The 22,445-nt window shown below is 35.7% G+C and carries 26 protein-coding genes and 1 riboswitch; of the genes, 16 read left to right on the plus strand and 10 right to left on the minus strand.

From position 1 onward, the window contains the following. Positions 1-111: 111 nt before the first annotated feature. From C794_RS17015 to C794_RS17025, 3 genes are all read right to left on the minus strand, one after another. A complete protein-coding gene (locus C794_RS17015) occupies positions 112-681 on the minus strand; it encodes an NADPH-dependent FMN reductase (RefSeq protein ID WP_017798376.1) in 570 nt (189 codons plus the stop codon). A 128-nt stretch (positions 682-809) separates the two neighbouring features. Then, positions 810-1,202: an OsmC family protein gene (locus C794_RS17020; protein WP_017798377.1), complete on the minus strand. Its 393-nt coding sequence runs from the start codon at positions 1,200-1,202 to the stop codon at positions 810-812. Further along, positions 1,192-1,530 carry an MGMT family protein gene (locus tag C794_RS17025; protein WP_017798378.1) on the minus strand — a complete coding sequence of 113 codons (339 nt, stop codon included), beginning with the start codon at positions 1,528-1,530 and terminating at the stop codon, positions 1,192-1,194. Before C794_RS17025 ends, C794_RS17020 begins: the two co-directional genes overlap by 11 nt. A 143-nt stretch (positions 1,531-1,673) precedes the next feature. Between C794_RS17025 and C794_RS17030 the strand changes: the two genes are divergently transcribed. Then, complete coding sequence (locus tag C794_RS17030; protein WP_017798379.1) at positions 1,674-1,847, plus strand: H-type small acid-soluble spore protein; 174 nt, start codon at positions 1,674-1,676, stop codon at positions 1,845-1,847. An 11-nt stretch (positions 1,848-1,858) separates the two neighbouring features. Here C794_RS17030 and alr read toward each other — a convergent pair whose 3' ends face one another. The 5 genes from alr to C794_RS17055 form a co-directional block, all read right to left on the minus strand. Further along, positions 1,859-2,995, minus strand: coding sequence for an alanine racemase (gene alr / locus C794_RS17035; protein ID WP_017798380.1), 1,137 nt, complete (start codon positions 2,993-2,995; stop codon positions 1,859-1,861). 177 nt (positions 2,996-3,172) lie between these two features. Continuing rightward, on the minus strand, positions 3,173-3,901 hold the full coding sequence (locus C794_RS17040) for a hypothetical protein (protein WP_017798381.1): 729 nt from the start codon (positions 3,899-3,901) through the stop codon (positions 3,173-3,175). Between the two features lie 188 nt (positions 3,902-4,089). Beyond that, positions 4,090-4,389: a hypothetical protein gene (locus tag C794_RS17045; RefSeq protein WP_017798382.1), complete on the minus strand. Its 300-nt coding sequence runs from the start codon at positions 4,387-4,389 to the stop codon at positions 4,090-4,092. A gap of 15 nt (positions 4,390-4,404) precedes the next feature. Further along, the gene (locus C794_RS17050) at positions 4,405-4,815 is read right to left on the minus strand and encodes a Spx/MgsR family RNA polymerase-binding regulatory protein (RefSeq protein WP_017798383.1); all 411 of its coding nucleotides are present in this window, start codon (positions 4,813-4,815) and stop codon (positions 4,405-4,407) included. Between the two features lie 39 nt (positions 4,816-4,854). Continuing rightward, a complete protein-coding gene (locus tag C794_RS17055) occupies positions 4,855-5,484 on the minus strand; it encodes a TetR/AcrR family transcriptional regulator (protein WP_017798384.1) in 630 nt (209 codons plus the stop codon). 414 nt (positions 5,485-5,898) lie between these two features. Between C794_RS17055 and C794_RS17060 the strand changes: the two genes are divergently transcribed. From C794_RS17060 to C794_RS17075, 4 genes are read left to right on the plus strand one after another with little or no spacing between them, the layout of a single operon-like run. Continuing rightward, positions 5,899-7,011 carry an ABC transporter ATP-binding protein gene (locus C794_RS17060; RefSeq protein WP_017798385.1) on the plus strand — a complete coding sequence of 371 codons (1,113 nt, stop codon included), beginning with the start codon at positions 5,899-5,901 and terminating at the stop codon, positions 7,009-7,011. Further along, positions 7,001-7,804, plus strand: coding sequence for an ABC transporter permease (locus C794_RS17065; protein WP_017798386.1), 804 nt, complete (start codon positions 7,001-7,003; stop codon positions 7,802-7,804). The genes C794_RS17060 and C794_RS17065 overlap by 11 nt, the downstream gene beginning before the upstream one ends. 1 nt (position 7,805) lies before the next feature. Next, positions 7,806-8,609, plus strand: coding sequence for an ABC transporter permease (locus C794_RS17070; protein WP_017798387.1), 804 nt, complete (start codon positions 7,806-7,808; stop codon positions 8,607-8,609). After that, entirely contained in the window at positions 8,606-9,682 is a 1,077-nt protein-coding gene (locus tag C794_RS17075; RefSeq protein WP_017798388.1) for an ABC transporter substrate-binding protein, read from the plus strand. The genes C794_RS17070 and C794_RS17075 overlap by 4 nt, the downstream gene beginning before the upstream one ends. Positions 9,683-9,985: 303 nt before the next feature. Here C794_RS17075 and htpG read toward each other — a convergent pair whose 3' ends face one another. Then, the gene (htpG, locus tag C794_RS17085; RefSeq protein WP_017798390.1) at positions 9,986-11,863 is read right to left on the minus strand and encodes a molecular chaperone HtpG; all 1,878 of its coding nucleotides are present in this window, start codon (positions 11,861-11,863) and stop codon (positions 9,986-9,988) included. A 154-nt stretch (positions 11,864-12,017) separates the two neighbouring features. Here htpG and C794_RS17090 point away from each other — a divergent pair, with 154 nt between their 5' ends. Then, complete coding sequence (locus C794_RS17090; protein ID WP_017798391.1) at positions 12,018-12,734, plus strand: NAD-dependent protein deacylase; 717 nt, start codon at positions 12,018-12,020, stop codon at positions 12,732-12,734. 220 nt (positions 12,735-12,954) lie between these two features. Here the strand turns inward: C794_RS17090 and C794_RS17095 are convergent, their stop codons facing one another. Continuing rightward, positions 12,955-13,554 carry a YpjP family protein gene (locus tag C794_RS17095; RefSeq protein ID WP_017798392.1) on the minus strand — a complete coding sequence of 200 codons (600 nt, stop codon included), beginning with the start codon at positions 13,552-13,554 and terminating at the stop codon, positions 12,955-12,957. Between the two features lie 215 nt (positions 13,555-13,769). Between C794_RS17095 and C794_RS17100 the strand changes: the two genes are divergently transcribed. From C794_RS17100 to C794_RS17145, 10 genes are all read left to right on the plus strand, one after another. Further along, entirely contained in the window at positions 13,770-14,501 is a 732-nt protein-coding gene (locus C794_RS17100) for an SDR family NAD(P)-dependent oxidoreductase (protein ID WP_017798393.1), read from the plus strand. Position 14,502: 1 nt separating this feature from the next. Continuing rightward, the gene (locus C794_RS17105; RefSeq protein ID WP_017798394.1) at positions 14,503-15,549 is read left to right on the plus strand and encodes an S-adenosylmethionine:tRNA ribosyltransferase-isomerase; all 1,047 of its coding nucleotides are present in this window, start codon (positions 14,503-14,505) and stop codon (positions 15,547-15,549) included. 12 nt (positions 15,550-15,561) lie between these two features. Then, positions 15,562-15,921 carry a VOC family protein gene (locus C794_RS17110; RefSeq protein WP_017798395.1) on the plus strand — a complete coding sequence of 120 codons (360 nt, stop codon included), beginning with the start codon at positions 15,562-15,564 and terminating at the stop codon, positions 15,919-15,921. Positions 15,922-15,963: 42 nt separating this feature from the next. Continuing rightward, positions 15,964-17,109 (plus strand): GAF domain-containing sensor histidine kinase, encoded by a 1,146-nt coding sequence (locus C794_RS17115; RefSeq protein ID WP_017798396.1) that lies wholly within the window; start codon positions 15,964-15,966, stop codon positions 17,107-17,109. Beyond that, positions 17,106-17,744, plus strand: coding sequence for a response regulator (locus C794_RS17120; RefSeq protein WP_017798397.1), 639 nt, complete (start codon positions 17,106-17,108; stop codon positions 17,742-17,744). Before C794_RS17115 ends, C794_RS17120 begins: the two co-directional genes overlap by 4 nt. Before the next feature lie 181 nt (positions 17,745-17,925). Next, positions 17,926-18,960, plus strand: coding sequence for a S66 family peptidase (locus C794_RS17125; RefSeq protein ID WP_017798398.1), 1,035 nt, complete (start codon positions 17,926-17,928; stop codon positions 18,958-18,960). 262 nt (positions 18,961-19,222) lie between these two features. Further along, positions 19,223-19,522 (plus strand): YxcD family protein, encoded by a 300-nt coding sequence (locus C794_RS17130; protein ID WP_017798399.1) that lies wholly within the window; start codon positions 19,223-19,225, stop codon positions 19,520-19,522. 127 nt (positions 19,523-19,649) lie between these two features. Next, positions 19,650-19,766, plus strand: a riboswitch (SAM riboswitch). 101 nt (positions 19,767-19,867) lie between these two features. After that, positions 19,868-20,893 carry a methionine ABC transporter ATP-binding protein gene (locus C794_RS17135; RefSeq protein WP_017798400.1) on the plus strand — a complete coding sequence of 342 codons (1,026 nt, stop codon included), beginning with the start codon at positions 19,868-19,870 and terminating at the stop codon, positions 20,891-20,893. Further along, on the plus strand, positions 20,883-21,545 hold the full coding sequence (locus tag C794_RS17140) for a methionine ABC transporter permease (protein WP_017798401.1): 663 nt from the start codon (positions 20,883-20,885) through the stop codon (positions 21,543-21,545). Before C794_RS17135 ends, C794_RS17140 begins: the two co-directional genes overlap by 11 nt. Before the next feature lie 26 nt (positions 21,546-21,571). After that, complete coding sequence (locus C794_RS17145) at positions 21,572-22,435, plus strand: MetQ/NlpA family ABC transporter substrate-binding protein (protein WP_017798402.1); 864 nt, start codon at positions 21,572-21,574, stop codon at positions 22,433-22,435. The last annotated feature ends 10 nt before the right edge of the window (positions 22,436-22,445 follow it).

A 22,445-nucleotide genomic window follows, 5' to 3' on the forward strand; every position in this document is an offset into this window, starting at 1 on the left:
AATTATAATATAGCAAGATTTTATATTTATTTCAACCTTTTTCTAATAAAAAATAATAAACTTATTTTTTGTAAGTTTTAAGTGTGTTAAAAACCGCAAGCTAACTTACTCTTACGGTTTAAACGAGAATGATGAAGGTTGTATTTTATTTTTTTTCATTTGTTTTGTAGATTGTATCAATTGATCAGCAAGAATAGTTAATCGATCTAGCACATTTTGGTTAGTTAGTACATAATTTGTAAAATCTTTTTCTTCGATAAAAACATACTTTGGCAATACCCAACCAAGCATGTACGTTAAGATAGGTTTTAAATGCTGTTCTGGAACGAGGTAATGTTTAGCTGAACCTGCAGTAGCTAAAATTCCAATCGCTTTATCATGAAACGCATCCATTGGCAATAGGTCAAACAAATTCTTTAACGTGCCTGGTATGGAGGCTTGAAATGTGGGTGTTCCAATTAATATCCCATCTGAGTCTAGAATTTTTTCTAAAACGATTTTTGTGTCCCCTGTGTAAGAATCGACCGGACGACCGTCACTAAAAACCAACTCATAATCCTTTATATCAATTAACTCTACTTCAACTGAATCATAATGATTACTTATATATTTCAAAACATGTTCTACTGCAATTCTCGTTTTCGAACCTACAATAGAGCCTGAAATTCCAACTATTTTCACGGAGCAACCTCCTTGTATGCAATACATCTAGTGTAAAATACGCTATAAATACAATATTTATTATACCGAGATATATTGCTAAAATACAATTTGTTGCTTATAAACACTTCTTACCAAACGATACTTATTTATCCTTTAGCTGGTATTACTTCAATTGTTTCTACGATCTCAATACTTCCTTTTACGGATTGCACCATCGAGCAATTTTTAGATGAAATAGCTAGGGCCTTCTCTGCTTTTTTTTGTGAGAGATTTTCTGCATATACTGTAAAATGCATGGTGATTTTTTCAATTCGGTTCGCCTCAGCTTCATTACGTTCTACTTCTGCTTCAATTTGGATGTCTTTAAAATCGATTCTTTGTTTATCCATTACTTTACGAAGGACTCCACCACTACATCCTGCGACTGAAGAAACTAATAAAGCAAATGGACGAAAACCATGTTCCTCTTCTCCAGAAATTGTTAAATTTCCATAGGATAATTCTGTTTCGAATGCTTGATTATTTAAACTAAATTTCATTTATATCCTCCTCTGTTTCTTTTTCAGGAAACCATTGATAATATTCTAAAGATATTTTCCCCTGATTGTCTACTTTCACACCTTCTGATTCTAGTCTTGTTCTTTGTTCCCAAAATCCTTCTTCCGACTGAATTCCAATCTTCCCTTTTGCATTAATGACACGATGCCATGGCAAATGATACTTTTCACTCATCGAATGTAAAATTCTTACCACCTGTCTTGCTGCCCGCTTACTTCCTGCATTTGCTGCTATTTGTCCATAAGTCATCACTTTTCCATAAGGAATATCTTTGATAATTTGAATAACACGTTCTGTAAAAGGGGTCATTACACACCTCCAGTACCAGTTTTTACAACGAATATATTCGATATATGTAACAAGAATATACTATATAATTCTTCATAAGTCGGACCTTAATTCACTAATCCCAATAGCTTTTAAATCATTTTTATGTAAAGGAGGAGCTTGTCTTGGATTATAATCGAGCACAGCAAATAATTGATTCCTCAGAGTTGATTCAAGTTACGTATCACGGAATACCTGTATATATCCAGTCACTTGACTCAAATAACATTGCGAAAGTATTTCCTCTAGATAACATGGAAGATTTACAATTTGTTGATATTGATGGTTTACTCGAGTAAAACTGCAGCCCTTACACATAATGTCTTGGTACCCGTTTACCAATAAGACACACTGTTTCATAATGAATTGTTTGCATTTGGTCAGCAACAACATCTAACGGAATAAACCCTGCACTCTCATCACCAAAAATGGTTACAATATCATCTTTTGTTACGTCGGTCTGAACAGCAGTTACATCTATCATAGACTGATCCATACAAATTCGCCCTACAATAGGACACTCTATTTCGTGTACAGTCACATGGCCTTTGTTCGATAACAAACGGGAAAAACCATCTGCATAACCAATAGGAAGTGTAGCTATTTTTGTTGTTTCCTTTGTCTCATACGTTAAGCCATAGCTAATAGGCTGATGAGGGGGAACTTCTTTTACGAGCACAGGCTTTGCTTTAAAACTCATCACTTGCTGTAAGGACATTATTTCTTTTAAATGTTGTCCTGGATATAACCCATATAAACTTATTCCGACTCGAACCATGTCCATATGCATCTCAGGAAAGGCTATCGTGGCAGCACTATTACAGCAATGTTTGATTGGTATCGTATATCCTTCATTTTCTAAAGCCTCAATAATACCTTGAAAGGCTTCAAATTGTTTATATGTATACGCATCACTTTCACCATTATCCGCATCCGCAAAATGGGTGAAAATCCCTTCTACTTCTATATGTTCGGATTGGGATTGTAGCGATGTCATTAGAGAAAGGACCTCATCGGAAGATCTTAAACCTATCCGACTCATACCACTATCAATTTTTATATGAACTTTTGCCTTTTTTTGCAAAGAATGAGCTGCATCCTTTATCGCCTCCAATGTTTCCGCAGAGTATACGGTGAGAGTGAGATCATGTTTAACCGCTTCTCTTACAGCGTGACTCGGTGTATAACCGAGTAATAGAATCGGAGCTAATATTCCAGCTTCCCGAATTTGAAGTGCCTCATCTATAAAAGCTACCCCAAGAAATTCCGCTCCTGCTTCTAAGGATCTTCGTGCTATGGGAACAGCCCCATGTCCGTAACCATCTGCTTTTACAACTGCCATCAATCTCGACTGTCCACGTAAATGATTCTTAAATTGACGTACATTATAAGTTAATGCATCGAGAGAAACTTCCACCCACGCATCGCGATAACTTGTTACTTTCATTATCCTTACCTCCTACTACATCCATTCCTTAATGTGAAACAACTATATAGCTTCAGATATTATTAAACCAATTATAGGAGAATTATTAATATCGTTTCAACTACAAATATCTATTGTACATACAACAAAAACCGCATAATCCTTCAACCATTTAGAATTGATGCAGTTCTCCTACTATTACACGTTTTGTTTTTCTTTCTTTTCTTGCATTTCTTCCTGCTTATCATCATTGTCCCCCGTCAATTTAGTCAACATATACGCTACAGTAGATTCTAGTTTTTTAGACAAATAATTGGTCCGTTCATATATAACCCCACGAAAGTGATCCATTTGACGAATTACTTTTTCTAACAATGCTCCTTGACTTTCCAAACGTTCATGCACCTTTTCTGTCTCTTCTTCTTTTTCATTAAAAAGGCGTACGATTTCATGTTGCATTTGATTTTGCTCTTCAAATTTTTCCGTGAATTCTCCATTCGTTGTTTGAATAGACTCAACGATTAGTTGTAAACTTTCTTGACTTCCCTTAATGTCTTGTAATTTGTTCGTTAGTTGTTTTTGGAATAACGATTCTTTTTGTAGTTGAATAGTAATCGATTGTTGCGTCTCTTCTAGAGCTTTAAGTTGGTGTAAAACATCTCGTTCCATGACCTGATGTTTCAAACTTCCCTTTTCCAATGCCTCTAATTGCTCGGTAATTGAAGACCAGTTTTTTTGTTGATCGTATCCTTGACCAGCTACTTGACGATTTAACCTTCGGATGGATTTCACAATAGAATGTTGGATTTCTTTCTGTTCCTTTAGAACTTCTGACATATGGCTTCGAATAAACACTTGTTGATTTGGTGCATTTAACTGCTCTTCACTTTTATAAACATTCTTGTTTTCATTCATATATAAACTCAATGTTAGGCACCCTTTCAAATATTCTTAAAACTATCATATGCACGAGTAGAGAAATTGGACTACTATCCTATAAAAGAATAGGTGAATGCCTATAGTAAAAGCGAAAAAACAGTGACAAGTTACAGTCACTGCTCGTTATATTATGGGACATTATTTATAGTGGTGAATTAAATGTAGTAAATTTGAGGTTAAGTGTGATATCGGCGTTTATTTTGAAACTCCTTGAAGCTTTCTACAAAATCTTCTGGAGAGGTTTTGACAATATACGGATATACACCTTTCAACGTGTGTAAATACAACATTCCAGAATCTTTCCCTACAAAACGATATGACATATCTAAGACATCATCAATTGGAAATTCACGATGTTTCGTCACAACCTTGTCATTATAGAGATGCATGTAGCGTTTCTCTTCGGTGTCTGTTTGTTGTAGGCTGCTCACTTGGCGTACGACCTTAACATACGGTTGTGATGCGATTAATTCCATAAGTACCTCCAGAAATTAATTCTCAGCTACTCGCAAATTATTCGTTTTCCATTGTAACCATTGATATTCCCTTGTTTGTCTTGGCAAGAATTGACGAATGTCCTCTTCATGATAACCTACTTGTAATCGTTTATCATCTACCATAATTGGACTGCGAAGCAATCTCGGATGTTCTTGGATAATCTCAAGCAGTTCCTGAAGTGGCAATGACTCAATATCAAGATTTAAGTCTTTATATATTTTCGAACGAGTAGAGATAATCTCATCCGTTCCTTCTACTGTCATTCTTAAGATATTTTGTAATTCATTTACTGTTAATGGTTCACGGATAACATTACGTTCTTCAAAATCGATACCATTTTTGTGGAACCATTGTTTAGCCTTCCTTGTAGATGAACATGCAGCGCCATAAATTATAACTGACATTAATCATACCCCATTCTTTATAGTGAATTTTCTTACAATTTATGATTTATACAACCCTTTTCGAAGCAATTCCATCTCAATACGAAAGTTTTCCATTGCTTCCTCATTGGAGAGATTGCGTGAGAATTTATCTACGAGATTTCGGAAAGTAACAGACGTCAGTATTTGCATTACGTGAAAAAATTCTTGATTGCCTGTTATATTTAGCTTATTTGAATCAATCAATCCGCTAATTCGGTCTAGTGCAGCTTCAACGTTACCGCCTACTGTTCTTTGACCGATAAATAATCCTGTAAATGAATCCTCAATTTCATGGGTCACATTCATTAATGCATTTTGAAGAAATTTGAGATTATCTTCATTACTTAAATCCTCTAACAACATCTGGAACAAATTCTCCATAGTTTTAAAGATATCTCCACCACTTTCTTCTAATGTAAAAAGAAAGTATTCACGACGTTTCTCCGTCTGCAGTTTCAAAAGATAATAAAAAGCATCTTCTTTATTCTCAAAGTACTGGTAGAAGCTTCCTCTAGCAACACAAGCACTCTTCACAATATTAGAAATGGAGGCTTGAGATAGCGGAACTCTAGAAAATTCTTTCTCTACTGCTTCCATTAATTTATTTCGTTTTGCATCCGGTAAATTGAAAAAGGTTACTTTTGGCATGTTACTTCCTCCAGCTTTCATATGTGACACCATGTCATGTTGTATAGTTTAATATTAAATGACACCGTGTCATAAGTCAATAATAAGTATGACATCATGTCACTTTTTTCTATAAATGTGTCCAAAATATGACGTAGCCAAAGCTCTGGAACCTATGTATAGCTTCCCCAATTCCGAAAATAATCATGCACCTTTTATACCATATACCCGCTCTAATAAAATATTTAACCTACAGATAAAAAAAGTAATTTCAACTGTATACTTTTCATGTATAATTATTTCGAATCTGACTAAAACTTGCACTGTTTATAACTATATGTAGTTTTCATAATAATAATAATTGGTCAGTCAAATCAGTATTCAAAAAAATATAAAATACTCATCTTGAACATCTAACAGGAGAAGGAGTTAGAAATGGAAAATAATCAACCAATTATTCAATTTAAAAATGTCTCCAAACAGTTCGATAATGATCCTCTTGTCTTGGATCATGTCAGTTTTACAATAGAAAAAGGGAAGTTCTATACCTTACTTGGTCCTTCAGGTTGTGGGAAAACGACCATTTTACGTCTAATAGCCGGATTTACTGAAGCAACATCAGGGGACATCATTTTTGAAGGAAAAAAAATTAACCATATTCCAGCTAACAAACGACCAATTAATACGGTCTTCCAGGACTATGCTTTATTTCCTCACCTCAATGTCTATGAAAATGTTGCTTTTGGATTACGTATTAAGAAATTTAAAAAATCCAAGATAGATGAAAAAGTCAAAGAAGCACTTTCTTTTGTCAATCTAGCTGGATACGAAAACCGTGAAATCGAGGATATGTCAGGTGGCCAACGACAACGTGTAGCAATAGCACGTGCGATTGTTAATGAGCCTGCAGTAATATTACTCGATGAACCATTATCCGCGTTAGACCTTAAATTAAGGTATCAAATGCAGTACGAGCTTCGTGAACTTCAACAAAGACTTGGGATTACCTTTATTTTTGTTACACATGATCAAGAAGAAGCTCTCGCGATGTCTGATGAGATATTTGTTTTAGATAAAGGAAAGATTCAACAGAGTGGCACACCAAATGATATTTATGATGAGCCGATTAACCGCTTTGTTGCTGACTTTATTGGTGAATCTAATATCGCTAAAGCTACAATGGTTGAAGACTACCTTGTTGAAATTGCAGGAAAACAATTCACATGTGTGGATATGGGAATGAATGCTAATGAACCTGTCGAAGTGGTTATTCGTCCAGAAGATATGGAAATCACTTCTGTAGAACAAGGGATGATTTCCGTTACTGTACACACGCAGTTATTCCGTGGTGTACATTATGAAATTACCTGTTTGGATAACGAAGGGAACGAGTGGCTTGTTCAATCGACGAAAAAAGCAATTGTTGGCGAACAAATTGGATTGAGGTTTAATCCAGAAGATATACATGTTATGCGATTTAATGAGTCCGAAGCAGACTTTGACCGTCGTTTAGATTCCTATTCAGAGGGAGAAACAAATGGAGAATAAGACTCTTCGTAATTTATACATGTTACCTTATGCACTTTGGATTATCCTCTTCGTGATTGCACCGATTTTACTTGTTGTTTATTTCTCGTTCTTTGATATTGAAGGGAATTTCTCTTTTGAGAATTACAAAAATTTCTTTACACCAACCTATTTGCAAATGACCTTAAATTCATTTTGGTATGCATTTCTAATCACATTAATTTCTCTGTTAATTGCTTATCCGACAGCTTATTTATTAACACGTACGAAACATAAGCAATTATGGCTTTTACTGATTATTGTACCTTCATGGATTAATTTACTATTAAAAGCTTATGCATTTATTGGTATATTCAGCACGCATGGTGCAGCAAATCATTTTTTAGAGTGGATAGGAATAGGATCGAGGCAATTACTTTTCACCGATTTTAGTTTTGTATTTGTCGCTGTTTACATTTTTATACCGTTTATGATCTTACCTATTTTTAATGCAATAGATAATTTAAATTCAAGCTTGCTATACGCATCCAAAGATTTAGGTGCTTCGAAATGGACTACATTCCGAAGAGTTATTTTTCCTTTAACAATTGATGGTGTGAAATCTGGATGTCAAGTGGTTTTCATCCCTGCGCTATCTCTATTTATGCTTACACGATTAATTGCCGGAAACCGTGTGATTACGCTTGGAACTGCAATTGAGCAGCAGTTTCTCGTCACCCAAAACTGGGGCATGGGAGCTACCATCGCAGTTTTTCTAATCATTATTATGGTAGGATTTATGGCATTAACATCGATACGAAGGAGAGGTGCGTAGTATGGAGAATAAATCCTCTTCATTCGCTAATATCTTTTTAATCATTGTATTTTTCATTTTATATGCACCAATATTTTATTTAATCTTTTATTCATTCAATAGTGGCGGAACGATGAGCGACTTTGAAGGTTTTACTTTTGACTGGTACAGAGAATTATTCCAAGACACTCGCTTATTGATTATTGTGCTTAATACCCTCGTAATTGCACTCTTGTCTGCACTTATTGCAACAATAATTGGTGTTTTGGGCGCAATCAGCATTCGATCTTATAAAAAAAGACGAACTCGGAATTCTCTTTTATCATTAAATAATGTGCTTATTGTAAGTCCTGATGTAATTATTGGTGCTAGCTTTTTAATTTTATTTACATTGGCTGGAATTCAGTTAGGATTTTATTCCGTCCTCCTATCTCATATCGCTTTTAGTATACCTATTGTTGTGTTAATGGTACTTCCTAAACTTCTTGAGATGAGTTCTTCATTAGAAGATGCTGCTCGTGATTTAGGAGCAAGTAATTGGAACGTCCTGACAAAAGTTACGCTACCTTATATTTCGCCAGGTATTTTTGCTGGATTTTTCATGGCGTTAACTTATTCACTTGATGATTTTGCAGTAACTTTCTTTGTAACTGGTAATGGATTTACCACTCTGTCTGTTGAAATATATTCATTAGCTAGACGAGGAATATCGCTTAATATTAACGCTTTATCTACCATTATGTTTTTCGTAACAATACTTCTCGTAATTGTTTATTACTATCTTACACAACGTAGTGGAACAAAAGGAGTTGGCTTGAGACGATGAAATCTATCATGCGATCATTTATTGCAATACTCGTTGTTTCGATTGTTTTACTTATAATGATTAATCGCCTCAATGCTGCACAAGGGTTTTCCGGTGATAATACGTTAACTGTATACAATTGGGGAGATTATATCGACGAAGAACTAATTAGTCAATTTGAGGAAGAAACTGGCATTACCATTGTATATGAAACATTCGATTCCAATGAAGCGATGATGACAAAAATTCAACAAGGTGGTACGACATATGATGTTGCAGTACCATCTGAATATATGGTGCAAAAAATGGTGGAGGAAGATTTACTAATTGAATTAGACCATTCCAAACTTTCAAACCTGAGTAATTTAGACGAACGTTTTATGAATTTACCATTCGATCCAAATAACCAATATTCGGTTCCATATTTTTGGGGAACAGTTGGAATTGTATTTAACACAACTCTTTTGCCAGAAGGTATGAAACTAACAGGCTGGCATGACTTATGGGACCCTTCGTTAGAAAATCAAATTTTACTAATCGATGGCGCTCGTGAAATTATCGGTATGGGATTAAACTCATTAGGTTATTCCTTGAACGACACTAATCCTGACCATCTCTATCAAGCATTAGAAAGGTTAGAGGGGCTTACTCCAAATGTTCGAGCAATAGTTGGTGATGAAAATAAAATGTTAATGGCAAATAACGAAGCCACAATTGCTGTTGGTTGGTCTGGTGATGCCGCAGATATCATGGGAGAAAATGAAGCAATCGACTACGTGGTACCGGAAGAGGGGTCCAACCTCTGGTTCGATAACTTTGTCATTCCAAAAACCGCACAAAATATAGATGGTGCACACGAATTTATTAACTTTATGTTAGATGCAGAAGTAGCTGCCCAAAATACAGAGTATGTTAGTTACTCTACACCAAATAAAGAAGCACTACAGTTCATGCCGAAAGAGATGGTAGAAGACGAACGATTCTATCCTAATCCAGAATTAACCGACCGCTTAGAGGTATACGAAAACTTGGGGCAAAGCAACTTAGCTTTTTATAATGAATTGTTCTTACAATTTAAGATGTATCGGAAATAAGGCTACTACCAAAGAAGATGCTTAGAAACATGCTTTTGTCTATTCAGTTCAAGAGCATGTTAATGGCTTTTAGAGATCACTAAACGAGATTTTTTATTCCCTTATTTGTTTGGGTTTCTTCGTGAGTTTGGACTTTAGAGTCGCTCTATTCCCTAAAAAACTAATGTGATTCTTCTTCCTTGTATTGGGTTTTACAATTGCTCTATAAACTTTCAAATGAAAAATCCCCTTGAGGAAAAATCAACATTTTCCTCAAGGGGATTTTTTAACTGCCGGAGCATTGACTCAGACAACTTTTTCCCTTCATACCATTACTTTACAAATGTCATTTGTGAATTCTACTGGATCATTAATTGGCAATCCTTCAATAAGAAGTGCTTGATTATATAAAAGATTGGTATATAGTTTTAACTTTTCATCATCATTACCTTGCGCTGATTTTAAGGATTGGAAAATATCGTGATTTACATTAATCTCCAATACTTTATCAGCCTGGATTTGCTGATCATCTGGCATTGCATTAATAATTTTCTCCATTTCAAGGGAGATCTCACCATCTGCAGTCAACACGACTGGATGTGATTTCAAGCGCTTTGAAGCACGTACATCTTTTACTTTGTCAGATAATACTTCTTTCATCGCTGCAAATAATTCTGCATTATCGTTATTTTCCTGTTCGTTTTCTTCTTTCTCATCTTCTTCGATACCTAGATCTCCACTTGATACCGAACGGAATTCTTTTTCATCATAATTCATGAGCATTTTGATGGCGAATTCATCAATTTCATCTGTAAAGTAAAGAATTTCATAGCCTTTATCTGCAACTAATTCTGTTTGTGGGAGTTTTTCAATTCGATCTCTTGAATCACCTGTAGCATAATAAATATACTTTTGATCTTCCGGCATACGGGAAACATATTCTTCAAGCGTTACTAGTTTTTTCTCTGTTGAAGAATAAAATAGAAGTAAATCTTTTAACTCATCTTTGTTTTGACCGTAATCGCTATAAACACCAAATTTAATTTGTTGACCGAATGCATCAAAGAATTTTTCATAGCTTTCACGTTCATCACGTAAAAGACTTACTAGCTGTTGTTTTACTTTTTTCTTAATATTTTTAGCAATAAGCTTCAATTGACGATCATGTTGTAGCATTTCACGAGAGATATTAAGAGAAAGATCTTCCGAATCTACCATTCCTTTAACAAAACTAAAGTAATCCGGAAGTAAGTCAGCACATTTATCCATAATTAATACTCCGTTAGAATAAAGCTCAAGTCCTTTCTCATAATCACGTGTGTAGTAATTAAATGGTGCACTTTCTGGAATAAATAGAATAGCATTATAACGAATAGAACCATCCACATTGATGTGTACATGTTTAAGCGGCTTATCAAACCCATAACGTTTCTCCTGGTAGAAATTCGTATAGTCATCATCACTTAATTCGCTCTTATTCTTCTTCCAGATAGGAACCATCGTATTGATTGTTTGTTCTTCTATTACATCTTCATATTCGTCTTCAGATCCTTCTTTCAACTTACTTTCGGTTACATCCATTTTGATTGGGTAACGAATAAAATCAGAATACTTTTTAATGATTTGTTGTAACGTAAATGTCTCTAAAAATTCGTCATAAGTTTCTTCTTCTTGGTTTTCTTTAATATACAATGTAATCGTTGTTCCAGTATCTTGCTTGTCCACTTCTGTAATAGAATATCCATCAGACCCTTTGGATTCCCATTTAAATGCTACATCACTGTCAATGGATTTCGTTACTACTTCTACTTTATCTGCTACCATAAACGCAGCATAGAAACCAACCCCGAATTGTCCTATGATATCATGTCCATCTTTAATTTCATTCTCTGATTTAAATGTATGTGAACCACTTTTTGCGATAACACCGAGATTATTTTCTAATTCTTCTTGTGTCATACCAATTCCTGTGTCTACAATCGTTAATGTGCGTTCCTCTTTATTGGGAGTAATTTTTATATAGTAGTTGTCCACATCAAATGACAAGGAATCATCGGTCAATGCTTTATAGTAAATCTTATCTATCGCATCACTTGCATTAGAAATTAATTCACGCAAGAACACTTCGCGCTGTGAATAAATAGAGTTAATCACCATATCTAATAGTTTTTGTGACTCGGCTTTAAATTTACGTTTTCCCATAATAACATCTCCTTTATTTCTGCATTTAGCACTCTGTGCTAACGAGTGCTAACCCCTATATTTTTAATAACACATCCACATTTTTCTGTCAATATCATTGGCATTAGAAATAGCTTAGCCTGTATAATAGATGCCAACATGAGGAGGGATAAAAGTGATAAAAGATTGGCTGCAAGAATCTAATTACACTGTTATTTTCACTGGGGCTGGTATGTCCACCGAAAGTGGTCTACCGGATTTCCGATCTGCGAACAAAGGTTTTTGGAAGCAGCACGACCCAAGTAAAATTGCTAGTATAGATGCACTAAATAATAACGTTGATACGTTTATTGACTTTTATCGAGAGCGTGTATTGAAAGTAAAAGAATATGGCCCGCATCAGGGACATTACATCTTGGCTGAATGGGAACAGCAGGGTCTTGTCCATTCCATTATTACACAGAACGTCGATGGGTTTCATCAAGAATCCGGCAGTAAAATCGTACATGAATTACATGGCACACTACAAAAACTCCACTGCCAAAGCTGTGGAAAAGAATATAGCAGCGGAGAATATGTAGACAATGAATATCATTGTGATTGTGGTGGAGTATTGCGCCCTTCAATTATTTTGTTTGGTGAAATGCTACCTCAAGAAGCTTTTCAAACTGCATTTCAAGACGCAGAAAAAGCGGATCTTTTTATCGTACTCGGTTCATCATTGACGGTATCACCCGCCAATCAAATCCCATTAATCGCAAAAGAAAGTGGAGCTAGACTTATTATCGTTAACCAAGAACCGACACCATATGATCAATATGCTGACATGACCATTCATGATCAGAAAATAGGTGTATTTTTACAGGCGGTTGCCAATGAGGGTAAGGGTTAGCCTTAATCCTCATTTTTGAATTGCTAATTGTAGTCACCTATCCGACTTCTCGTTTCTCCCTTAACAAATTAAAAACCGAACTATTTACCAGTAGCAACTGTCTCTATCCTCACATAGGTAGGAGATCAAATACTATCCGGTATTTAGCTCGGTTTATATAAAATATGGTTTCATATCAACTTAATTAAATTAACGCATCTAAGACTGTATGAATTAGTTTTTATATCATCCATTTCGGGGGTGTATTTTTGTCCCAGTAAATATCTCCAATATCATGATGTACTTTAAATTGATCTGTGTTTAAGTGATAGTGAAAATTAAAATAATGCCCTTCCAACGGTCGATTATCTCGACGAACATGAAATTTAGCTATGTGTTGTTTTGTCTTCTCATCATAAACATTAAATATCCGTTCACCGTAACCAGCTGCAGGATCCTCTGTAACAGAAAGGAATCCATACGCTGTTTCTGTTTCTTCTAGTAATGTATGTAATACTTTCTCTATTTTCGGAAGAATCTCTTGGTTAAATTCATCCTCTACTTTGGTAGCAATCTTTGTTCCAAACTTAATCATCGATTGTTCCTGAGCTTGAGACATTAAACGATTTAATGCTGTATCAAGATCCTCCTCGATTGTTGTAGGAATAGCATCTTGTATTTCTATCGTCCTTGCTATTGTCTCTTGATCTGAGTTTGAAGAGGATGATACATTACCATTTTCCTTTTGAGCATCTACTTCCAGCAAGGTTGTCGGAGAGTACATACCTAATGTTAATATTGTAATAAGAACTACTGCTATCTTTCTCCACCATATCTTCATCTGCTCACCTACACTATCCCATTCCTTCTTTTTATTAATATTTTATCACTTTATAAATAATTGTCTATCCTACTTTCTTACTTTTTAAAAAATTCACCTTCAAATTTTGCCATACATCTAAAGTTGTAGTGAAAGACCAACCATAGGAATGACGTATTTACCATTTAATCCATTTACACTTAATGTATACCAATAAACAAAGGGGTGTAAAAATAATGGAGCAATCAAAAGTAGTTATGATTTCAGGGGCATCGAAAGGATTAGGAAGAGCTATTGCTTTAGCCTTTGCACGACAGGGTGCATCACTTGCTATATGTGCACGGGGGGAACAAGCATTAACAGAAGTTAAAAACGAAATCCAACACTTAGGGGTAGAAGTTCTTGCTGTTACAGCAGATATTAATAATACAAGAGATGTTGAGAGATTCGTAGCACTTGCCGAAGAAAAATTTAGGAAAATAGATGTCTTAATTAATAATGCATCGACTGTAGGTCCTAGCCCAATCCCTCAATTACTAGATACTACTGAAGATGATTTCTTTCATGTATTACGGGTAAACACTGCTAGTGTTTTTCTTTTATCAAAACGAGTCATTCCAGGAATGCTGCAAAGAAATCATGGATCTGTAATCAATATAACTTCCGAAGCTGGAAACACCGGTTATAGCGGATGGGGAGCTTATGGAATATCTAAATTCGCAGTAGAAGGAATAACCCAGACGTGGGCTGATGAACTTAAAGAAACACCTATTCGGGTTAACATGGTAGATCCAGGAGAAATGGATACAGAAATGCATGACCTTGCAGTACCTAATTGTAAATACGAACTTGCTCAACCAGAAGATTGTACAGATGTATTTTTATATCTCGCTTCAGATGATGCCAGTAACATACATGGAGAGCGACTAGAAGCACAAACATTCGATTTTGCAAAAGGAGGAGAATAATATGCTTCCTCATGCTCCGCATTTCCATTTACCTGATGAAGCAAATGCTACAACACCACCAGAAAAAAGAGGTCTTCGACGTGATCAAGTACGTTTGCTTGCGCTTGATTCTAGCAATGGCTCTTATGAACACAGTTATTTTTATAACTTAGAAAACTATCTTTCTTCTGGTGATTTACTCGTTCTAAATAATAGTCGGACCATTCCACCTGTGTTAAAGGCTACATTATCTAACGGTAAAACGATCGAAGTCCGTTTAGCAAAACGTTTATCTAATAATGTATGGGAGGTGCTTGTCCCTATAGAAGCTTTGATTAATGAGCAGTTGTATTTTCGTGAAGGGTTAGTCGGAAAAATAATTGCATCCAAATTACAGTCTCCATTAAAACAGATAGAATTTAATCGAAGTGACATTGATTTATACAACTACTTCTATACGCACGGGGAACCTGTTCGCTACGAATATATTCATCACCCATGGTCATTAGATGCCTACCAGACTGCTTATGCTATACACCCTGGTTCTGTAGAAATGCCTTCAGCAGGGCGTGCTTTTAGTTGGGAAATGCTTTTCCGATTACAGAAAAAAGGTATCAACATCGCATTTCTCCAGTTGCATACAGGCCTTAGTTATTTATTAGACGATGCGTGGGATCATTCTCCAGATAATAACGAAGAGTTTTATTCGATACCAAAGGAAACTGTATCATTGATTGAGCAAACCCAAAGTCACAACAAACAAGTAATCGCAGTTGGCACGACGGTTGTACGTGCACTTGAAACAATGGCGCTAACCGGAGAATCAACCGGATGGACAAATTTATATATCCAACGTGACTTTCCTCGCAAACTTACAAATGGATTAATAACCGGCTTACACGAACCAAAATCTAGTCACTTAGAAATGCTAACCTCGTTTATTGGGGAGTCGTTGCTGTTAAATGCTTACGAACAAGCAATTAAAGAAGGCTATCTATGGCATGAGTTTGGAGATATGAATCTTATCTTACCAGAAAAACATCCTTATAGTTTACAAGCTCCCCTCTAGAGGTGATTAATAATGCAATTTCATCATATAGCTATTGAAGTTACTGATTTAGAAAGATCTCAGAAATTCTATCAATTGATGTTCGATTTGGATGTAGAACAGTATCTCACATTTATGGATGAACAAATCGTTTTTCTAAAAAGAAAGGAGTGGAGGTTAGAATTGATTCAACCCTCTTCTCCACCTTCCCACTCCCCACATGTTCATATCTGCTTTCAGGTTAATAACATGAAGGAAACAATCATTTATTTAAAATCGCTTCAAATAGTACCGATTGAAGGCCCTTATGAAATCTCAAATGGTTGGAAATCTATCTTCTATGAGGGACCAGATCAAGAAATTATCGAACTATTACAAATAAAAAACACGTAAAAAATGCTATACTAATAGAAAAAGGTAAGGATGGTCTATTTCATGTCTAGCAATCCATTAACAGAAGGAAGTATTCTTAAAGAGATAGCTGAATTGCTAAATGAAGGAACGGAGATAACACAAACATTGCATGAAGTTCTTGAGAAACTATTACAAGTCACTGGTTTCCAAATCGGGTGGATATTCCTTATAGATGAAAATGGAGATCAAAAAAACCCAAAATTAACCGCTAGCCATGCTCTTCCACCAGCACTTTCTGCAAACAACTGTTATCGGATGAAAAAGAAAAGTTGTTGGTGTGTCAATCGTTATCGAAAGGGAGAATTAACAAAAGCTAGTAACATTATTGAATGTCAACGAATTGAATCCGCTTTACGAGAAAACGACCCTAAAAATGATGGACTAACTCATCATGCAACCGTTCCTTTACAAGCAGGAAATGAACGATTCGGTATATTAAATGTCGGTTCTCCTAATAAAACCCACTTTCACAAGCAAGAACTAGCATTACTAGAGTCGATAGCCTATCAAATTGGAACTGCATTAAAACGAATTTATTTGACCCAAAAAGAACAAGATATTGCGCTTCATACGGAACGAACCCGCCTTGCACGTGACTTACATGATTCTGTTAATCAATTATTATTCTCATTAAGTTTAACTGCAAGAGCTGGTCAAGAAATGACAGCTCAACCAGAAGTAAAAGATACCTTTCAATATATACAAGATTTATCTCAAGAGGCCTTGAGCGAGATGCGTACATTCATAAAGCAGCTTCGTCCCCCTGCTTTAGAAAACGGTTTAATCTCTTCGTTCATTAATTATGCAAAAGTACTTGATTTACATATTCATACTAAGATGAGTGGAATCGAACCCATAGATCCACAAGTTGAAGAAGCTTTATGGAGAATTGGACAAGAAGCAATGGCCAACTGTAAAAAGCACTCTGGACAACAGGATATTTTCATTGAAATGAATACAGAAGGATCAAACATCATTCTTTCAATATCAGATAATGGCGCAGGTTTCTTTTATGATAAAGATTTTGAGATGCCTACCATGGGATTACGTAGTATGCAATCACGTGCAGAAGAAATAGGTGGCAAGTTTCAGCTTACATCAAAAGTCGGGATGGGAACTTTTATTCAAATTTCAATCCCACTATTAAAGGAGGAAAATCAAACTTGATTAAAGTATTGATAGCAGATGACCATCATGTAGTTCGACGTGGTCTAGTTATGTTTTTAAAAACACAACCTCCCATAAAAATTGTCGGTGAAGCTTCCAATGGACAGGAAGCAATTGAACTTACACAATCCCACAAGCCCGATATCATCCTAATGGATATAATGATGCCCGTTATGAACGGTATTGAGGCAACAAGGAAAATCCGGTCCTTATTTCCGGAAGTAAAAATATTGATGCTCACAAGCTTTTCAGAGCAAAATCATGTTATACCTGCGTTAGAAGCCGGTGCATCTGGATATCAACTAAAGGATATTCAACCAGATGATCTAATTAATAGTATTATTTCTCTGATGGATGGGCAAACTCAACTACATCCAAAAGTTACCAATCATTTAATGCCCGTCAATTCTATTCATCATCCTTCGTATCGTTTAAATACATTAACCAATCGCGAAACAGAAGTATTAAAAGAAATTGCTAAAGGGAAAAGTAATAAAGAAATCGCTATTTCATTATTTATTACAGAAAAGACAGTAAAAACGCATATAAATAAAATTTTATCGAAATTAGATCTTTCCGATCGCACACAGGCGGCGTTATTTGCTGTAAAGCACCAAGTCATTTCGAATGATTAATAAAAGTACAAGGTTGCTTCAAAAAAATAGCTCGCCTAACAGAGTGAAAGAAATTTATCGTCTTTCTTTGTAAAACAAATATGAATACGATATGTTATTAGAAAGTGAAACAAAACTTCATTCAATGGGGTATTAATACATTACATGCAAGAATCCCAAAATAAAAAGGAGTTGTATCCAAATGCTAATCAAACCACCAAAATTAAAAGCAGGAGATAAAGTTGCAACCATTTCCCTTTCATGGGGAGGTGCTGGTGAGGAGAATCTACAATGGCGTTATGACCAAGGAGTTAAACGTTTAGAAGAAGTATTTGGTTTACAAGTAATTCCTACTCCTAATAGTTTAAAAGGAGAAACATATCTTCATGAGCATCCAGAAGCACGTGCAAAAGATCTAATGGACGCTTTTGAAGATCCAGAAATAAAAGCAATTATTTCAAACATAGGCGGTGAAGATAGTATTCGCCTTTTACCCTATATTGAATTCGATGTAATTCATAAAAATCCTAAAATATTCTTAGGATATTCGGATACAACAATTTCTCATTTTTTCTGTTATAAGGCCGGGATATCTTCCTTTTATGGACCTGCTATCATGACGGATTTCGCTGAAAATGTTGAAATGGATCCATATACCATCAATCATATCCATAACACATTATTCTCGAACAATATAATTGGAGATATCGAACCACCAGAGCATTGGACAAGTGAGTTCCTAGAATGGAATATTAAAAATAAAGACACGAAAAGAACGACTTACCCTAATAAATCATATGAAATTTTACAAGGAGAAGGTATTGTCCAAGGACGATTAATTGGTGGATGTATCGACTCTATGGAAAGTATAAAAGGCACGAATCTTTGGCCAGAAATCCACCATTGGAAAAATTCAATATTATTTTTCGAAACTTCAGAAGAAGAGCCAAAACCAGAGCTTCTCGCTCGATGGTTACAAAATTATGCTACACAAGGAATACTTCAAAATGCGAATGGGATTATATTTGCGAAACCGCATGGAGAAACCTATTACAAGGAGTATAAAAAAGTAATTACAGATGTACTCAAAGAAAATGGTCTATCGAAACTACCAGTTCTTTATAATGTAAGTTTCGGGCATAGTGAACCGAAAGCAACACTCCCATATGGTCGCATGGCAGGAATTAACTGTAACCAAGCTACTTTCTCTATCATGGAAAGCGCTGTACAGGATTGAACGCTTCTCTCTTAAGTTGGGCTTCACTTTGCACTCGATTGAAGAGTATGTTTACTGTCGGAATACGATAAATTGTGAACCTTTATATACTAGTTCGGAAAATATTTCCTATTACTAAAAAATCGTTTCACTTCATAAATTTGACATAATTATAGTAAAATAAAGTGACCGACTTCATAGAAAAGGGAGCCTATGTGATGAGGAAGTTTGCAGAGAAGTTATTACTACAAAATCAACATCAAAATGAAGAGGAGCTTTGGAAGTGACGAAGCTAATCATTCCCGAGGAAGATATTATTCTTGCCGTATGTATATATATTGCTCGCCAACGCAAAATTGAGCCAGCTGAAGTGGAAGTTGAACTTTTTTATGATGATTATTCCGGTTTCTCTGCAGAAATAACCACAGTATATGGCAAGCAAGAAATTGTAACAAAACATATTATTTCTGCTCTACGTGAATGGATTAAAGAAAATTTACACGCAAATCCATATGCTGGACTCAAGCTTGATTTAAACCGGACAAATGGTATCTATGCAAGACTTCGTAGTGAAGATGAATAGTACAATTTCTTCATTTACTACACTCGGACTATTTATCAGAATAATTTTATTTTTAATACCATATTGACTTAATTTATTTTATCATCTAGAATTACTTTCAATATAACAACTAAATATTTTACGTTTTTTCTTATCCAGAGAGATTGAGGGATCAGGCCCTATGACATCTCGGCAGCGGATTCTTTATATTAAAGAATACTGTGCCAATTCCTGCAAATGCAAACCAGCATTTGGAAGATGAGAAACGATGGCTTCTACATATATACATATGGTTACGAATCCCTCATTTCTTGTCTTTCAAGAAATGAGGGATTTTTTATTTCATCACTTGGTGGGGGTTAAGACATGATTGAATTTCAGAATGTAACAAAAATATTTACACTTGGAAAAAGAAAAGTGGAAGCTGTAAAAGAAGTATCTATAACGGTTGAGAAAGGAGATATTTATGGAATCATCGGATTCAGTGGCGCAGGAAAAAGCACTTTGCTTCGATTGGTAAATATGCTCGAGCGTCCTACCGAAGGCTCGGTACACATCCAAGGAATAGATGTTGGAAAATTATCCGCCAAGCAATTGCGAGAGCGTAGAAGAAATATAGGAATGATTTTTCAGAACTTCAATTTATTCCAATCACGGACAGTCGCCGGAAATATTGCATATCCACTCAAACTTGCTGGTACATCAAAAAGTTCAGTAAATAAAAGAGTTACTGAACTGCTACAATTTGTTGGATTATCCGATAAAGCAAAAGATTATCCAGACCAGTTATCAGGTGGACAAAAACAACGTGTTGGGATTGCAAGGGCACTGGCTACATCACCCGATATTTTAATTTGTGATGAAGCGACTTCTGCTTTAGATCCAAATACAACATCAGATATCTTGAAACTATTAAAAAGAGTAAATCGAGATTTAGGTATAACCATTCTACTTATCACTCATGAAATGGGAGTTATTCAGTCAATATGTAACAAAGTGGCTGTGATGGAAGAAGGTAAAGTCATTGAGAGTGGAAATGTGTTTGATACTTTTACAAATCCTTCTCACGAAACAACAAAACGATTTATTCGTTCGGTTCAACAAGAACTTCCGTCTGAAAAAGTACTAAAAGAGTGGACGGAAGCTGGAGGAGGTAATCTTTATCGTGTTTTGTTCAAAGGTGAAAGAGCCACTGATCCCATCTTATCAAGTACAACACGCAAACATAACATCGACTTTAATATTGTATATGGATCCGTGCGTGAACTACAAGAAAAATTATTCGGAAATCTCATTGTCTCTTTTGAAGGAGATGAACAGCAAGTACAACTGGTTATTCATGAATTAGAAACGATTGTTGATATGGAGGAGGTGTATACACATGGGGGTTGATTGGAGTACATTTTGGCCACGAATTGTAGAGGCAACAGGAGAAACATTACTCATGGTCGCAGCAACATTATTTTTTGGTTCCATTCTAGGTATATGCATGGGTTTATTGCTATTTGTAACTCGTGAAAACAACATACTAGAAAACAAGATTATCTTTAACGTACTGAACTTTATTATTAATATCATTCGTCCAATCCCATTTATCATTTTTCTAGTAGCAATCTCACAAGTTACAAGACTCGTCATTGGTACCACAATAGGCACTGCTGCTGCAATTTTCCCAATGACAATTGTTGCTAGTTTTACCATTGCAAGAGTTGTAGAAAATAATCTTGTAAGTATTGACCCTGGAGTTATTGAAGCCGCTAAAGCCATGGGGGCCAGTCCAATAAAGATCATTTTCACTGTATTAATTCCAGAAGCGCTAGGACCATTAATCCTTGGACTTACATTTGTATCTATTTCGTTAATCGACTTCTCTGCTGTGGCAGGTACAGTTGGCGGCGGTGGTCTTGGACATATCGCGATGACATATGGATATCAGCGATTCGACGGCAGCGTTATGCTTGTGACTGTAATCATACTTATTGTTATGGTTCAGCTAGCTCAATGGCTTGGTAACACTATTTCCAAAAAAATTATGCGTCGTTAATTGACACCTATTAGGAGGAATTTCACATGAGAAAATCATTTATTTTACTAGCATTATTAAGTTTTATATTATTTTTGGCAGCTTGCGGAAGTGATGAGGCCAAAGCTGGAGATGAAGAAGTGACTGTAAAAATTGGAGTGAATGGTGCCGATGGAGTTCAATGGCCCCTTCTTAAAGAAAAAGCAGCAGAAGAAGGAATCAACATCGAACTTATCGAGTTTGCTGATTATACATTGCCGAACAACGCCTTAGCTCAGGGAGATATTGATATCAATGCTTTCCAACACATTGCTTTCTTAGGGCAATATGTGAAGGAAAGTGGTGAAGACATTGTTCCCATTGGATCTACTGTTCTTGCACCAATTGGATTATATTCCGAAAAGATCAGTGATGTTTCTGAATTGAAAGAAGGAGACAAAATTGCCATTCCAGATGATCCATCTAACCAAGCTCGCTCCTTGCGAGTACTAGAGAGCGCAGGCCTACTTACATTAAGTGATAATTTTGGAATGTTCGGTGACCCTTCGCAAATAGACGAGAACCCATTGAATTTAGAAATTATTCCGATGACGGCACAACAAACTGCCCATGTATTGCCAGATGTTGCTGCATCCGTAATCAACAATGGTGTAGCTGGTCAAGCAGGCTTTGAACCAGGTGAAGATCCTATTTATATTGAAGACGCAAATGGAGAGGCAACACACCCTTATGTCAATATTATCGCAACTCGAGCAGAAGACAAAGATAATGAAGTATACCAGCGTATCGTAGAACTTTATCAAGAAGAGGATATCGAACAAGCAATTAAAGATGATACAAACGGCGGTTCATTCTTAGTGAAATTAACGCAAGAACAGTTAGATAAAGCCTTTGAACAGTTAAAAAAATAACATTTATACC

This window comes from Oceanobacillus kimchii X50 (assembly GCF_000340475.1).
In the GTDB taxonomy this organism is placed as follows: domain Bacteria; phylum Bacillota; class Bacilli; order Bacillales; family Amphibacillaceae; genus Oceanobacillus; species Oceanobacillus kimchii.

Coding starts and splice junctions, on each gene's coding strand:
- C794_RS17020 (WP_017798377.1), bottom strand. CDS start 1,202: ATGAAATTTAGTTTAAATAATCAAGCATTCGAAACAGAATTATCCTAT.
- C794_RS17025 (WP_017798378.1), bottom strand. CDS start 1,530: ATGACCCCTTTTACAGAACGTGTTATTCAAATTATCAAAGATATTCCT.
- alr (WP_017798380.1), bottom strand. CDS start 2,995: ATGAAAGTAACAAGTTATCGCGATGCGTGGGTGGAAGTTTCTCTCGAT.
- C794_RS17045 (WP_017798382.1), bottom strand. CDS start 4,389: ATGGAATTAATCGCATCACAACCGTATGTTAAGGTCGTACGCCAAGTG.
- C794_RS17050 (WP_017798383.1), bottom strand. CDS start 4,815: ATGTCAGTTATAATTTATGGCGCTGCATGTTCATCTACAAGGAAGGCT.
- C794_RS17055 (WP_017798384.1), bottom strand. CDS start 5,484: ATGCCAAAAGTAACCTTTTTCAATTTACCGGATGCAAAACGAAATAAA.
- C794_RS17060 (WP_017798385.1), top strand. CDS start 5,899: ATGGAAAATAATCAACCAATTATTCAATTTAAAAATGTCTCCAAACAG.
- C794_RS17065 (WP_017798386.1), top strand. CDS start 7,001: ATGGAGAATAAGACTCTTCGTAATTTATACATGTTACCTTATGCACTT.
- C794_RS17070 (WP_017798387.1), top strand. CDS start 7,806: ATGGAGAATAAATCCTCTTCATTCGCTAATATCTTTTTAATCATTGTA.
- C794_RS17075 (WP_017798388.1), top strand. CDS start 8,606: ATGAAATCTATCATGCGATCATTTATTGCAATACTCGTTGTTTCGATT.
- htpG (WP_017798390.1), bottom strand. CDS start 11,863: ATGGGAAAACGTAAATTTAAAGCCGAGTCACAAAAACTATTAGATATG.
- C794_RS17095 (WP_017798392.1), bottom strand. CDS start 13,554: ATGAAGATATGGTGGAGAAAGATAGCAGTAGTTCTTATTACAATATTA.
- C794_RS17100 (WP_017798393.1), top strand. CDS start 13,770: ATGGAGCAATCAAAAGTAGTTATGATTTCAGGGGCATCGAAAGGATTA.
- C794_RS17105 (WP_017798394.1), top strand. CDS start 14,503: ATGCTTCCTCATGCTCCGCATTTCCATTTACCTGATGAAGCAAATGCT.
- C794_RS17110 (WP_017798395.1), top strand. CDS start 15,562: ATGCAATTTCATCATATAGCTATTGAAGTTACTGATTTAGAAAGATCT.
- C794_RS17115 (WP_017798396.1), top strand. CDS start 15,964: ATGTCTAGCAATCCATTAACAGAAGGAAGTATTCTTAAAGAGATAGCT.
- C794_RS17125 (WP_017798398.1), top strand. CDS start 17,926: ATGCTAATCAAACCACCAAAATTAAAAGCAGGAGATAAAGTTGCAACC.
- C794_RS17135 (WP_017798400.1), top strand. CDS start 19,868: ATGATTGAATTTCAGAATGTAACAAAAATATTTACACTTGGAAAAAGA.
- C794_RS17140 (WP_017798401.1), top strand. CDS start 20,883: ATGGGGGTTGATTGGAGTACATTTTGGCCACGAATTGTAGAGGCAACA.
- C794_RS17145 (WP_017798402.1), top strand. CDS start 21,572: ATGAGAAAATCATTTATTTTACTAGCATTATTAAGTTTTATATTATTT.